The organism is Psychrobacter sp. LV10R520-6, assembly GCF_900182925.1.
GTDB lineage: Bacteria > Pseudomonadota > Gammaproteobacteria > Pseudomonadales > Moraxellaceae > Psychrobacter.
On record NZ_LT900024.1, the window covers coordinates 1,074,360 to 1,088,200 of the forward strand.

The window sequence follows — 13,841 nt, forward strand, 5'->3', positions numbered from 1 at the left end:
GATGCAAATAGCCAATAGCTATGACTACCAAAGCAATCCCGCGACCAAAGATACACCATGGATCAGACGCACCTTTATTATCATTGCCGTCTTGTTTATGATTATCATGTTAGTGGTGCCGTTGCTAGCGGTGTTTTATGAGGCCTTAAAAGGCGGCTGGCAGCTTTATATTGCCTCGCTTGTCGACCCAGAAGCGCTACAAGCGATTAAGCTAACCCTAATTACTGCCGCTATTGTATTACCTATTAATATGGTGATGGGGGTAGCGATAGCGTGGCTAGTGACCCGTTATCAATTTAGAGGTAAGCAGTTAGTCACGACCTTGCTTGATTTACCATTTTCGGTATCGCCGGTAGTCGCTGGTTTAATGTTTATCCTATTGTTCGGTCTCAACTCTACCGTTGGCGGCTGGCTGGAAAGCATGGGAATACAAATCATTTATGCGGTTCCTGGTATTGTCTTAGCAACGTTATTTGTGACCTTTCCCTTTGTGGCGCGTGAGTTGATACCCTTGATGCAAACCCAAGGCGATTCTGAGGAGCAGGCGGCATTGACGCTAGGCGCCACCGGTTGGCAGACATTTTGGCATATAACCTTACCTAATATTAAATGGGCCTTGTTATATGGTTTGATTTTGACCAACGCACGGGCGATGGGTGAGTTTGGGGCGGTGAGTGTGGTATCTGGTCACATTCGCGGCGAGACCAACACTATGCCGCTATTGGTTGAGGTTGCTTATAATGATTATAACTTTACCGCCGCCTTTGCTTTATCAAGCTTACTGGCTGGTTTAGCACTGATTACGCTGCTAGTACAGCAATTAATGACCAAGCTACAAGAGCGCAAATTCGCCAAATCCGAGCGGCTGGCAAGTGCGCCTGAGCTACCAGTGAGCGCCAATGCAACGGTTGATAAGAAATAGCAGTGCTGACTGAGAATTTGGAGCATCAACAACAGCTACATCCTTAGTCAGTTTTCACACTATTTAACTATTTATCAAACCATTTGCTAGATCATAAAAAGCTAACAAAAGAATCAATAAGAGACATTAAAAGGGATATTGCTATGAGCATCGAGATTAGGAACGTTAATAAAACCTTTGGCGACTTCACCGCCCTTAATGATATCAATGTCACCGTACCAACCGGTAAGATGACTACCTTATTGGGTCCTTCTGGTTGTGGTAAAACCACTTTGCTGCGTATCATTGCAGGGTTAGAATACGCAGACTCAGGGCAAATATCGTTTGATGAAGTCGATGTCACTAATACGCCCGTACAAAAGCGCCATATCGGTTTTATGTTTCAGAACTATGCGCTGTTCCGTCATAAAAACATCGCCGAGAACGTGGCGTTTGGGCTGACTTTATTACCCAAAAACGAGCGACCGAGCAAAGCCGATATTAATAAGCGCGTTGCGGAACTATTAGACTTAGTACAATTACCGCAGATTGCGAACGCTTATCCGCATCAGCTCTCAGGCGGTCAGCGTCAACGTATTGCACTGGCGCGTGCGCTCGCGGTAAAGCCAAAGCTATTATTACTCGATGAGCCGTTTGGCGCGCTTGATGCTAAGGTACGTAAAGAGCTGCGCACTTGGCTAAAAGATATCCATCATGAGCTGGGTATTACCAGCATCATGGTTACTCATGATCAAGAGGAAGCGCGTGCCGTATCCGATGAGATTGTGGTCATGAATCAGGGCCGTGTTGAGCAAGTAGGGACTCCAGAGTCATTGTTTCACAATCCATCCAACGCCTTTGTCAGTGACTTTTTAGACTTGGTTTAGCTTTTGCTTTAATCACGCATTAAACAGCATAAAAAAAGACCTATATTTATAGGTCTTTTTTTATGCTGTTTGGTTTTTATGCAGCGCAGAATAAATGTGCTAAAAGCCTAAGCCAGCCACTGACGTTTATCCGCTTGTTCAAGTAACGTCTGGTAAGTGGTCTCTAAGACATCTTGACACCATACTGGTAGGTCGTCTGCCACCTCATACCACATCCAAGTACCATCACGCACACAACTGAGAATCCCTAACTTTTTGAGATGATTCAAGTGCCGCGATATCGTCGGCTGTGGCTGGTCAAGCATGTCAACCAACTCACCCACACAGCGTGCTTGTTTTTTGAATAGTATTTGAAAAATCCTTAAGCGAGTTGGATCAGACAACACTTTAAATAAATCAAGGGGCTGAATGGTAAAGTTATTATCAGGCATAAGAAATTCCAAATATTAGTTGTATTGCCACGCCCAGTGATCTCTTACCATTAGCCATTTTATCTATCGGTTAAATGACTGGGAAACTCAAGAAGAGAGCGTATCGAATGCGATGAAACATAAAAAATTGTAATGAAGAGTATGACGATTGGGATTACTAGATATACTATTTTATGACGTGCAAGATACCTATGTAAGCAGTCATACCACGTTCTTAGACAACTAAAACACATATCAATCTATTAATCCTGAACAGTTAATATATCATCAATAGTGAACAATATCGATTAATAAAGGGTCTAATTTACCTTTTATCGACATATTACTACCTTCCGTCGACATTTACTATCACAACTGTTCACAAAAATAGGGCCACAGTAACATTGAACGTTACTTGTAATTAATTGCTCTTTACTCTAGCAAGTTTGCGTGAATAACGTCCTGATAAATGGCCGTACTAATGAACAAAAAAATTGTAAACGGCCCTTTATCACTAACAAGTTTATGATTGATAAATTTGTCATTCGCAACCAATAAATCTATGACTGATAAATTGTCTAAAAGTTATTGTAAATAGTAATAATTATCGTTATTATATGAAAAATAAATCAAGAATGCTAAGATATTGATAGTTAAGTAACTTATTTTTCTTTAAGCTTTGTCTATATGGTCATTAAGTATCCAATATACAACCTCAGCTTAAAGAATCATTGAAAGTAGCACTCAGAGTAGGACAAGCACATGTACGTATGCATCTGTAATGACGTAAAAGAAAAGCAAATTCAGGCCGCTATTGCTTCAGGTATCGATACCCTTGATGGCTTAAAAGACACGCTTGATGTTGCAACTTGCTGTGGATGCTGTGAGCCCATGGTCAATGATTACCTAGACGAGCATCAGGCCAAACTTGAGGTCTTAGCTTATGCCGTTTAAGCACTATCGTCTTAGGTCGGCTTAGACTGCTTTTATCGCCACTTCCTAAAGTCTTTATTTCCTAAATTTGCATTGAGTCTCTATTGGCAACGCTAGCTAATCATGATTCTTAATCGGCATCTTATTGTTAGTTCATAATATTACAAGCTATACAGGGCCTGTATGCTACTATATCTGTCTCATATTGTAAGACGTTTATTGATTTTGATTGATCAGTTTATCGACAGTGCTGTTCTTATATGAACTATTATGAATGGAAGGTAATCTGTAAAATAAAAGTATAGGAGTGTACGTTATGATAGGCAGCCCAAAAGTTATTGATTATTTAAACTTCTTGTTAGGTGGTGAGCTTGCCGCACGTGACCAGTATTTTATCCATTCTGAGATGTATGCTGAATGGCATTATGGCAAGCTGTACGATCGTATTAGCCATGAGATGACGGACGAGACCTTGCATGCACAGGCTATCATCCGTCGTCTCTTAATGCTTGGTGGCACGCCTAAAATGAGCGTTGATGGCATTCATATCGGCAAAACGGTACCAGAGATGTTGCAGCTAGATCTTAATCTTGAATATCAAGTACAACAGCACTTAAAAAACGGTATTGCCCTATGTGAAGCAGAACGTGACTATGTGACCCGCGAGATGTTGGTTGTCCAGCTCAGAGATACTGAAGAAGATCATGCCCATTGGCTTGAGCAGCAGCTACGTCTTATCGATATGATTGGTCTGCCTAATTACCTACAAAGTCAAATGGCTGAAGTATCGCCTAATCTTGCCTAATAACTAAGACCCAAATTGTGGGTTTTGCTAGGTGAGTCATGACATTTAAAAGCTAAGGTAATAATAGAGGGAGAGCGATTATGAAAGGTGATAAAGACGTTATTCGCGCACTTAACAAAGTGCTGGGACAGTCACTGATAGCCATCAATCAGTATTTTTTGCATGCTCGTATAGCACGGCATTGGGGTCTTGAATCACTTAATGACTCGCTATACCATCAGTCTATTCAAGAGATGAAATGGTCAGATGATTTGATTGAGCGCATTTTATTATTAGAAGGTCTACCAAATTTACAAGATTTGGGTAAAGTGCTTATCGGTGAAGATGTACCAGAGATTATTAACTGTAATTTGCGGTTAGAGAAGCAAAAATTCGCTATTATCACTGAGGCCATCACGCTATGTGAAGAGCGTCATGATTATGTCTCACGCCAGCTATTAGTCAAACTTAAAGACGGTAATGAAGAGTATGACGATTGGCTAGAGACTCAAGAAGACTTGATTAAGGACGTTGGGGTACAGAATTATATTCAATCACAGATGGGTGATGATAAAGCGCCTTAATGTTAAAGCGAACTAGAGCAGTCAGACTTTAGTCAAACTTGCCAGCATGTGTTTTTTATATAAAGCACTCGCTGGCTTTTTTAGGTCTAAAATTTGCTAAATACGGATAAGGGAAATTGCCTTAAACCTTAATGTATCAATACAAACCGCGGCCATCTTCAGGTTTTAGACGTAAGAAGCACAGCCCTGAGAGAATAGTGAGGATGCCCAGTACCCAGTAAGTGGTTTGAAATGCCGTCAAGATATCAAGCTGTAGACGCTCACGTAGTAAGTTGAGCATTGCCGCGCCAAAGGCAATGCCGAAGCTAATGGCCAGTTGTTGATTAACTGCCATGAGACTGTTGCCGCTACTAGTCTGCGTTCCTTCTAGGTCGCCAATGGTAATGGTATTCATAGCACTAAATTGCATGGAGTTACAAGCGCCCATTACCGTCAAAACAGGGATGAACCATGGCCACTGTGAGGCATCATTAAACTGTGCCAAAACGATAATTAATACACCCATTAAAAAGGTGTTATAGACCAGCACCTTGCGATAGCTATAGCGCTGAATGATTTTGCTGACCCAAGGTTTAACGCCTATAGCGCCAACAGCGATAGGGGCAAGTAGCCAACCTGCCTGCGAGGGAGAGTATTCAAACACCACTTGTAGCAACAGCGGCAGTAAAAACGGAACCGCACTAATACCAAGGCGGGTAAATAAGTTACCAGTAATACCAATGCGAAAGGTACGAATATTAAATAAGCTCAAAGGAAATAGTGGTGCTTGCCGACGTTTGGCATGCCAAATGTAGCCACCTATCAGTACCGTTGCTGCTAGTGCTAACAACAAGCCATACAAGCCACGGCCCGTTTGCGCGCCAAACTCAACCGCTAGCGTAAACCCACAAGCCGCCGCTGCAAATAACAAAAATCCCGCCCAATCCAGACGTTTGGTATCTTCATATAGTGCCGGTACCAGCTTTTTGGCCATGATAAAACCCACTATGCCCATTGGAACATTAATCAAAAATATCCAATGCCAACTGGCGTACTGCACTATATAGCCGCCCAGTAGTGGCCCTACTAATGGGGCAATCAATGCGGGAATTACCGCAAAGTTCATCACGGTCAACAGCTTGTTGCGGGGATAGGATTTAACCAAAATCAAGCGGGCAACGGGTGTCATCATCGCGCCGCCAATGCCTTGTACAATACGCGAGCCAATTAATAAGTCTAAAGTAGGTGAGGCGGCACACAGCAGCGAGCCAATACAGAAGATAATAATCGCCGATAAGAATACCCGCCGTGTGCCATATTTGTCTGCTAAAAAGCCACTAATGGGAATGAAAATAGCCAAGGTTAAGGCATAGCTAATCACTGCCCACTGCATTTTTAGAGGCGATTCGCCAAGCGCTTGTGCCATTTGCGGCAGCGAGGTGTTTAAGATAGTGGCATCTAAAATCTGCATAAACAGTGCCACTGCTAGCACGTAGGGTAGATATTTATTTTGTGTTGCTGTTAGTGTCACCATACTGACATCACCATCTCTCACATTAAGGCTGTGGCGGTCTAGATATTACGCCAATAAATAATATCTTAATGACCGCACTTTTATAAAACATCATCCTATTGATTGTCCGTAGTATAAGAACAACTTAGGTCTAATTAAAGACAAGCAAAGTAACCGTATGCTCTGTTTATAAATCCCTACACTAGTTACATGAGAGGACTTTAACAGGCTGGCAGGCATTCGTTATAGTGAGACCTCTCTTTATTTGATAATAAACGTAATATAGAAAGCTTTAATTTTTAATAAAACCGTAACGCCAATTACAAAACCACCTATAAAATCAAAGAATATCTTATGAGTAACGATAACAACCACTCTACTAACAATACTAATTCACAGGACGATACCTATACGCTGCCTAAGGTTTGGACGCAAGATAAAGACAATGGTGGCAAGTTTTCTAGTATTAATCGTCCAACGGCTGGCGCGCGCCACGAGCAAGTCCTACCGGTAGGTGAGGCGCCGTTGCAGCTGTACTCATTGAACACGCCTAATGGAGTGAAGGTAAACATCCTACTAGAAGAGTTAGCAGAGCTTGAGATAAAAGGAGCTGAATACGATGCCTATAAAATCGATATCTCTGAAGGCGATCAATTTGGTTCAGGGTTTGTAGAGATTAATCCCAATTCTAAAATTCCGGCGCTGGTCGATCATTCTGCTGTAACGGATGCTGACACTGGTTTTGAAAATAAAGCTGGCAAGCCTATTGAAATTTTTGAGTCCGGGGCGATTTTATTGTATTTAGCTGAAAAATTTGGCAAATTTATACCGATGATGCAAGGCGGGGCGCGGGCAGAATGTTTGTCTTGGCTAATGTGGCAGATGGGAAGCGCGCCGTTCTTAGGTGGCGGCTTTGGGCATTTTTATGCTTACGCACCCGAACCCATGGAATATCCGATTGATCGCTATACCATGGAGACCAAACGCCAACTTGATGTCCTAGATACTCATCTAAAAAATAGCGAGTATATGTGCGGTAATGATGAAGCAGACTATAACATTGCTGATATCATTATTTGGGCGTGGTACGGCCAGCTAGTACTTGGTAAGCTCTACGATGCCGCTGAATTCTTACAAGTTAATGACTATAAACATGTCCAACGTTGGGCTAAGAAAATAGCTGAACGTCCCGCAGTAAAACGTGGAGTAGTATTAGACTTAAAACCTATTGCTTAACTGATAATTAATAGGTTTATATCAGTAATAGTAACGGTTTTAACAGTAAGATTGATAAGTAAACTGCTTATCAACCTTACTTTTTACGAGCAACAGATACATAAATATTTACACAAACGAATATATATCTGCTACTTGTTTGCGTTTTTACATAATGCTACATTGGCATAACAGATAGAAACACTGCTGGGTTAAGATAGTTACCCGTTGTCTCTGCAAAGGGCAGGCGTCTGTATTTTCCTTATTTGTGAGTAATGCTTATGAAAGATACTAACCTCGTACCTCCGGGCAAGCGTCTGTGCATAAGCTGCCTATCAAAAACTAAAATATTAAATAATAAGCTATTTAAAAATAAAATTATTGTGTCTGCATTATTGGCTATAAGTTCGGTTGCTATTAGTTCTACGAGTCTAGCAGCCGCGCCTGTCGAATTTACCAGTCAGGATTGGCAAGTGGTCTGTGATAATACGCGCACTTGCCGACTGGCAGGTTATCAGGCTGAGAACAATAGCGAGTTCCCTGTATCCGTATTACTTGTACGCCGCGCAGGCGCTAATGCTAGCGTGGACGGCAGAGTTAAGCTTGGCGGTGCTAAAGAGAACTCCTCTAAAGCGCTAATGCAACTCGGCAACCGTCACCGTATCTCATTATTTATCAATGATAAAAACTTAGGAGAGACTAAGCCCTTCTCAGCGGCTGCTGGTGATGCGGAGCTCACAGAATCTCAAGTAACTGCGTTGCTTGATGCATTGACCAAATCCAGCAAAATTGAGCTGGTACTGCGTAACTCGCGCTGGCAGCTGTCTGATAGAGGGGCAACCGCAGTGATGCACAAAGCCGATGAAGCACAAGGCCGTATAGGAGCATCAAGCGCCTTTATTAATAATGAGAGCACCAGTAAATCTAATAACAGTGTGTTAGCCGTCGAGCCTGCGCCGTCGCTACGTTTGGTCTTACCTGATGCTAGGCCAACGTCCAGTAGCAATAAAAACTTTAGTATAAAAGCATCACAGTTATCCGCACTACTACAAACGGCAATGAAAGACGCCCGTAATGACTGTCCGAATTTGTCTGACAGCTCACCATGGCGTGTCAGTCGCCTAAATAGCACACAGCTATTAGCGCAGCACAGTTGCTGGACGGGTGCCTATAATACCGGCACAGGCATATGGGTTCTGAACGACAGTAAACCTTATAAGCCAACTCTGATCACTACCAGTGCGACAGATTATAGCAAAGGTAAAATAAGCTCAGTACAAAAAGCTCGCAGTATTGGCGACTGCTTATATAAAATCGATTGGATATGGACTGGCAACCGCTTTGCCAAGAGTCATGAAACCACCACTGGACTTTGCCGTATGATTGAGGCGGGCGGCGCATGGCAGATGCCCACTTACGTTTCTAAAGTAAATACGTCACCTTAATTGACTCTAAGCCTATAGGCTGTGTTTCCTTAGAAAATGTTTTCTTGATTTAAATAGTGTGTATCATCCTTTTAATAAAGGCAGATAGTAGCGGTTACTAGTGATATAAGGCTTGTCTGCCGTTTTTTATCAGCTATTATCAACCCTAAATATCCAGTCTCTTATAATAAAGTGAAAGCTAGTTGCCGCTAGCGCTTTTGTTATGCTATACTGCGTCGCCACGTTAGCTTCGACTGACGTGAATTATGAGATTGATAACATCGCCTGCGATTTTGGGTCTAGGATGACTGAAAGTAATTGTTGCCGATGATTTTGTGTACTTAAATAATCCTATTATTTTTGACTCATATCTTATCTACTAGCCCAACATCATGGCTAGATTGGTTGTTGTTTCGGATTTATCAGCTTTGGATTTAAGCAAAGATAAATTGCCTATAACAGACAAGGGTAAGACACTCGGCACTACCACCAAAATACGTCAGACAGCACGCAACACCTTTTATAGAAGTGATACGCTCATTGCAGCCAAACTTCTCATTATTGATACTTTTATTAAGGTTCGATAATTATTAATAAACAGGTGACGTGGTGAACGGTTATCAGTGGTAGGCATCAAGCTTCTGAATGTACAGCAGCTTATACTACCAAGGCTACTCATGACTGACATCTTATCTACAATCGCATCTCAAAACGGTATTATTGAAGACACTAATACCTCAGATAACACTCAAGCGCCTACTACTGACGCTAACACTTCTGAAGAAAAAAAACCCACTTTTACTGACCTGAATATTGCCAAACCAATTCTTACTGCGCTTGAACGCAGTGGTTATACCAGCCCAACACCTATCCAAGCACAAGCCATTCCTTTTGCTCTAGCCGGTCGCGACTTGTTATTGTCAGCGCAAACAGGTAGTGGTAAAACAGCTGCCTTTGTTATTCCATTGCTAGATCGTTTAAGCCGTGCTACTAGCTTCGATAAAAACACCAAAGCCCTTATCTTAACGCCAACGCGTGAACTTGCTCAGCAAGTACATGACAGCGTCCGTACTTACTCTAAAGACATGCGTGGTTTGTTCTGCGTGCCTTTAGTTGGCGGCGCACCATACAACGGTCAGATCACTGCTTTGAAAAAAGGCGTGCAAGTCATTGTAGCGACTCCTGGTCGTTTACTTGACCATATCAATGCCGGCCGTGTTGATTTATCACAACTAGAAGTATTGGTACTTGACGAAGCGGATCGCATGCTAGACATGGGTTTTGCTGATGATATTAGTGATATTTTAAGAGCTGCGCCTAGCGATCGTCAAACCATCATGTGTTCTGCGACTTGGGATGGCCCTGTTGGCAAGATCGCCGCAAACTTCACCAAGAATCCTGAGCGCGTTGCTATCAAAGTAGAATCAGCTCATATCGACGAAAAAGTCTATTACTGTGATGATTTCGATCATAAAAACAGAATTTTAGACAAAGTGGTTTGCCAGCAAGACGTAGAACAAGTCATTATCTTTGCTGCAACCAAACGTAGCACTGAAAAACTAGCTAAATCGCTACAAGAAGATGGTCATAAAGCCAGCTTTCTACATGGTGACTTACCACAAAGCAAACGTAACCGCATTGTTCAAGATTTACGTAATGGCAAATGCAAAATCTTAGTTGCAACTGACGTAGCTGCTCGTGGTCTTGACGTGCCAGCACTATCACATGTAATCAACTATGACTTGCCACGCCAAACTGAAGATTACGTCCATCGTATCGGTCGTTGTGGTCGTGCCGGTCGTACTGGTGTGGCTATTAGCTTATGTAGCATGGATGATCGTCCACAGCTAAACGCTATCAATCGTTATTTAGATCGTAAAATGGAAGTATGTGTCATTGAAGGCATGGAGCCTAAAAAGACTTATGTTCCTAGCGACAACAAAGGCAACACACGCGGCCGTGGCCGTGGTCGCTCTAATGGCGGCGGTAACGGTCAAGGCCGTGGTCGTTCAGCGAGTGGTTATGCTGGCAAGCCTAGTGGTAACGGTCAAGGCCGTGGTCGTTCAAGCGATAGCAGCACTGGTACTGGTCAACGCGCTAGCAATGACAGCGGTTATCAAGGTAAGCCACGTGATTCATCTGGTAAGCCAAATGAGCGTTCAGGTGGCAAGCCGTATCAAGGCAAACGTGCTCCTAGCCGTGGTGACGGCGCTAGCGCCCCACGCGGTGATCGCGCTGCAACCGGTCGCGGTCGTCCAAGTGGCAGCCAAGGTCGTACTGGTTCAGGTAATGGCGGTGGCCAAGGCCGTCCAACTGGCGGTAATCGTAACAAAAACTCGTAATAAGCTGGCATTGGATGGCTAGGAAAATCCTAGCCATCTGAATTGCTAACAAAGAGTTCGAAATAAGAAAAGCCAGATACTTGTTATCTGGCTTTTTTGTGTCTTATACATTTGAATATAGTTCTTAACTTTAAGTGCAATGCTACAAAAGCTCTATCATTAATTATGATTCATAATAATTAATACAACATAAATGCCTGCTTGCGCGTGGTTTTAGCCTTGTCTATACTGGCCTATTTTTATAATCTGTTACGATTCGGAGCCATGCGATGCTCGCCATCTCTCATTTAGCTATTGCTCAATTAAAGGTAGACAGCTTGCCAGTAGCGTTTGGTATCATCATGGCCGTCATTGGCTTGGTGTTCTATACCCAAGGTCTGCCGGGTAAGTTTTGGCGACGTTTTTATGCGGTGTTGCCGGGTATTGTGCTGTGCTGCTTTATACCCGCGACGCTAAACAGTCTTGGCGTGTTTGCTGATGGTATCGGCTCGCAGATATATGGCTTTACCGCGACCTATCTGTTGCCAGCAAGTTTACTGCTGATGACCTTATCTATGGATGTGCCTAAGATTTTAGGTCTAGGGTGGAAAGCCATTGCTATGTTTGTCGCCGCAAGCGTTGCTATTGTTATTAGCGGACCGATTAGTTTGGGGCTGGCTAAATGGGTATCGCCAGAGATGTTTACCGATGATACGCTATGGCGCGGATTTTCAGCGGTTGCCGGCAGTTGGGTTGGCGGAGCGGCGAACCAAGCGGCCATGAAGGAGCTGTTTGGAGTCAGTGATGATTTGTTCGGTATGATGATATTGGTTGATACCACTAATGCTTCATTGTGGTTACTCGCAATATTAGTCATGGCCAAGCATAGCGATAAAATTGACCGTTTCTTAAAGGCGGATACCAGCAGTATTGATAAAGTAATCGCCGCCGTTGAAAGCTATGAGCGCGATCATGCACGTCCAGCCACCTTAAATGATTTGATGGTGATGTTTGGACTGTGTTTCGCGATGGTAGGATTGGCGCATTTTGCTGGTGGGCAGATTGCTGGATTTTTTGCGCCCTATGATTGGGCAGTACAATATAGCTTTGCCAGCTCTTTCTTTTGGATGGTGGTGATTATCACCTTATTAGGCGTGGGCTTTTCCTTTACTAAGATACGACGTTTGGATCATGTTGGCGCGTCCAAAATCGGTACGGTATTTATTTTTATTTTGATTGCCGCTATCGGTATGCAGATTAACCTAGCAGGTATAGTCTCACAGTGGCGTCTGTTGCTGATTGGTTTGGTATGGATGAGCATTCATATAATGATTATATTTATAGTCGCCAGAATCATTCGCGCACCATTTTTCTTCTTAGCTGTAGGCTCTAATGCCAATACCGGTGGTGCATCTTCAGCCCCGATTGTCGCCACCGCTTTTCACCCGTCATTAGCACCAGTGGGTGTATTTTTAGGGATTTTGGGTTATGCGATGGGCACGATAGGCGGCTATATCAGTACTCAGTTGATGCGTCTGGTAGTGACTTGACCTTAATAAAGCAGCATAGGTAACGCGCTATAAATATTGTCCAAAACCTTAAAATAGCTACGGTGTTAACTGCGCTTAATGTCATGTACTCTCTATAGAGTTAAGCAATAGTCGGTCAATACCAACTCTGTATAAGTAAAGGACGAATAAATGAAAGTTACTAGAAATGATGAAACTGCTGAAAACTCGAAAATAGAGATATATAAATTAGCAGATGGCCAGTCTGATATCCGTGTACATATCGAAAATGATAGTGTTTGGCTAAACCGCCAGCAACTATCAGAGTTGTTTGACCGCGATGTAAAAACGCTGGGTAAGCATATTAATAATGTGTTTAAAGAGGGTGAGCTAGATAAAAAGGCAGTTGTCGCAAAATTTGCGACAACTGCCACGGATGGTAAAACCTATCAGGTTGAGCACTATAACCTTGACGTCATCATCTCAGTTGGCTATCGAGTAAAGTCACCGCGCGGTACCCAGTTTCGTATTTGGGCAACCCAGCGCTTACGCGAATATTTGGTGCAAGGCTACACTCTAAATCAACAGCGATTTGATAAAAATTCTGCCGAATTACAACAAGCCTTAAACTTAATTAAAAAAACCGCCCAAAGCCCTGAACTGAATACTGACGAAGGCCGAGGTTTGGTTGAGATTATCAGCCGTTATACGCAGACTTTTTTATGGCTACAACGCTATGATGAAGGCTTGTTAGATGATCCAGCGGGGCAGTTTGGCGGCGTGTTACCCAGTCCGACTGAAGCTATGGCAGCCTTGAATAATTTAAAATCACAGCTTATGTCTCGTGGTGAGGCGACAGAACTGTTTGCTCAGCCTCGTGGCGACGGTTTGGCTAGTGTGCTCGGAAACTTAGAGCAAACGGTCTTTGGCGAGCCTGCGTATCCTACTATCGAGAGTAAAGCGGCGCATTTACTATACTTTATGGTAAAAAACCACCCTTTTACAGATGGCAATAAACGCAGCGGTGCTTTTTTATTCGTAGATTTTTTGCATCGTAATGGTCGATTGCTCAATGACCAAGGCGACATGGTTATTAATAATACTGGCCTTGCAGCCTTAACCTTATTGGTCGCTGAGTCTGATCCCAACCAAAAAGAGACCTTAATTAAACTTATCATGAATATGCTGTCATTAGAGGTCTAAGCAGGAAGTAGTCTCAAATAAGTCCTGTTTTTGCCTCCTATGTTTATTTGAGTATCTGCTCGATAATTTCACAAACCTTGTTAACATCGTCAGTATTGGTTCGCCAATTGACAAAAGACGTACGAATGCCGTGCTTGCCAGCTAAAATTGTAGGGGTCATAAATACTTTGGAGCGAACA

At 42.9% G+C, this 13,841-nt stretch carries 13 protein-coding genes; 11 read left to right on the forward strand and 2 right to left on the reverse strand.

Annotation, left to right across the window (positions count from 1 at the left end):
• Position 1 precedes the first annotated feature (1 nt).
• On the forward strand, positions 2 to 922 hold the full coding sequence (cysW, locus tag U1P77_RS04385; RefSeq protein ID WP_321156164.1) for a sulfate ABC transporter permease subunit CysW: 921 nt from the start codon (positions 2 to 4) through the stop codon (positions 920 to 922).
• A gap of 143 nt (positions 923 to 1,065) precedes the next feature.
• A complete protein-coding gene (locus tag U1P77_RS04390; protein ID WP_321156165.1) occupies positions 1,066 to 1,788 on the forward strand; it encodes a sulfate/molybdate ABC transporter ATP-binding protein in 723 nt (240 codons plus the stop codon).
• Positions 1,789 to 1,895: 107 nt separating this feature from the next.
• Here the strand turns inward: U1P77_RS04390 and U1P77_RS04395 are convergent, their stop codons facing one another.
• A complete protein-coding gene (locus U1P77_RS04395) occupies positions 1,896 to 2,219 on the reverse strand; it encodes an ArsR/SmtB family transcription factor (protein ID WP_321156166.1) in 324 nt (107 codons plus the stop codon).
• A 741-nt stretch (positions 2,220 to 2,960) separates the two neighbouring features.
• Between U1P77_RS04395 and U1P77_RS04400 the strand changes: the two genes are divergently transcribed.
• The 3 genes from U1P77_RS04400 to bfr (U1P77_RS04410) all read left to right on the forward strand — a co-directional run bounded on the left by U1P77_RS04400 (position 2,961) and on the right by bfr (U1P77_RS04410) (position 4,499).
• On the forward strand, positions 2,961 to 3,152 hold the full coding sequence (locus tag U1P77_RS04400; RefSeq protein WP_321156167.1) for a (2Fe-2S)-binding protein: 192 nt from the start codon (positions 2,961 to 2,963) through the stop codon (positions 3,150 to 3,152).
• A gap of 295 nt (positions 3,153 to 3,447) precedes the next feature.
• The gene (gene bfr, locus U1P77_RS04405) at positions 3,448 to 3,936 is read left to right on the forward strand and encodes a bacterioferritin (protein ID WP_321156168.1); all 489 of its coding nucleotides are present in this window, start codon (positions 3,448 to 3,450) and stop codon (positions 3,934 to 3,936) included.
• Positions 3,937 to 4,016: 80 nt separating this feature from the next.
• Positions 4,017 to 4,499: a bacterioferritin gene (bfr, locus tag U1P77_RS04410; protein ID WP_321156169.1), complete on the forward strand. Its 483-nt coding sequence runs from the start codon at positions 4,017 to 4,019 to the stop codon at positions 4,497 to 4,499.
• 136 nt (positions 4,500 to 4,635) lie between these two features.
• Here bfr (U1P77_RS04410) and U1P77_RS04415 read toward each other — a convergent pair whose 3' ends face one another.
• Positions 4,636 to 6,012, reverse strand: coding sequence for a DHA2 family efflux MFS transporter permease subunit (locus U1P77_RS04415; RefSeq protein ID WP_321156170.1), 1,377 nt, complete (start codon positions 6,010 to 6,012; stop codon positions 4,636 to 4,638).
• A 333-nt stretch (positions 6,013 to 6,345) separates the two neighbouring features.
• Here U1P77_RS04415 and yghU point away from each other — a divergent pair, with 333 nt between their 5' ends.
• The 6 genes from yghU (at position 6,346) to rhuM (ending at position 13,662) form a co-directional block, all read left to right on the forward strand.
• Positions 6,346 to 7,227 (forward strand): glutathione-dependent disulfide-bond oxidoreductase, encoded by an 882-nt coding sequence (yghU, locus tag U1P77_RS04420; RefSeq protein ID WP_321156171.1) that lies wholly within the window; start codon positions 6,346 to 6,348, stop codon positions 7,225 to 7,227.
• A 260-nt stretch (positions 7,228 to 7,487) separates the two neighbouring features.
• Positions 7,488 to 8,651: a DUF1176 domain-containing protein gene (locus U1P77_RS04425; RefSeq protein WP_321156172.1), complete on the forward strand. Its 1,164-nt coding sequence runs from the start codon at positions 7,488 to 7,490 to the stop codon at positions 8,649 to 8,651.
• Between the two features lie 371 nt (positions 8,652 to 9,022).
• Complete coding sequence (locus tag U1P77_RS04430; protein ID WP_321156173.1) at positions 9,023 to 9,217, forward strand: hypothetical protein; 195 nt, start codon at positions 9,023 to 9,025, stop codon at positions 9,215 to 9,217.
• Between the two features lie 90 nt (positions 9,218 to 9,307).
• Positions 9,308 to 10,972: a DEAD/DEAH box helicase CsdA gene (locus U1P77_RS04435; RefSeq protein ID WP_321156174.1), complete on the forward strand. Its 1,665-nt coding sequence runs from the start codon at positions 9,308 to 9,310 to the stop codon at positions 10,970 to 10,972.
• 269 nt (positions 10,973 to 11,241) lie between these two features.
• Positions 11,242 to 12,501, forward strand: a complete 1,260-nt coding sequence (locus U1P77_RS04440) for a DUF819 family protein (protein WP_321156175.1) — start codon at positions 11,242 to 11,244, stop codon at positions 12,499 to 12,501.
• 150 nt (positions 12,502 to 12,651) lie between these two features.
• Positions 12,652 to 13,662 (forward strand): virulence RhuM family protein/type II toxin-antitoxin system death-on-curing family toxin, encoded by a 1,011-nt coding sequence (gene rhuM / locus U1P77_RS04445; protein ID WP_321156176.1) that lies wholly within the window; start codon positions 12,652 to 12,654, stop codon positions 13,660 to 13,662.
• Positions 13,663 to 13,841: the final 179 nt, after the last annotated feature.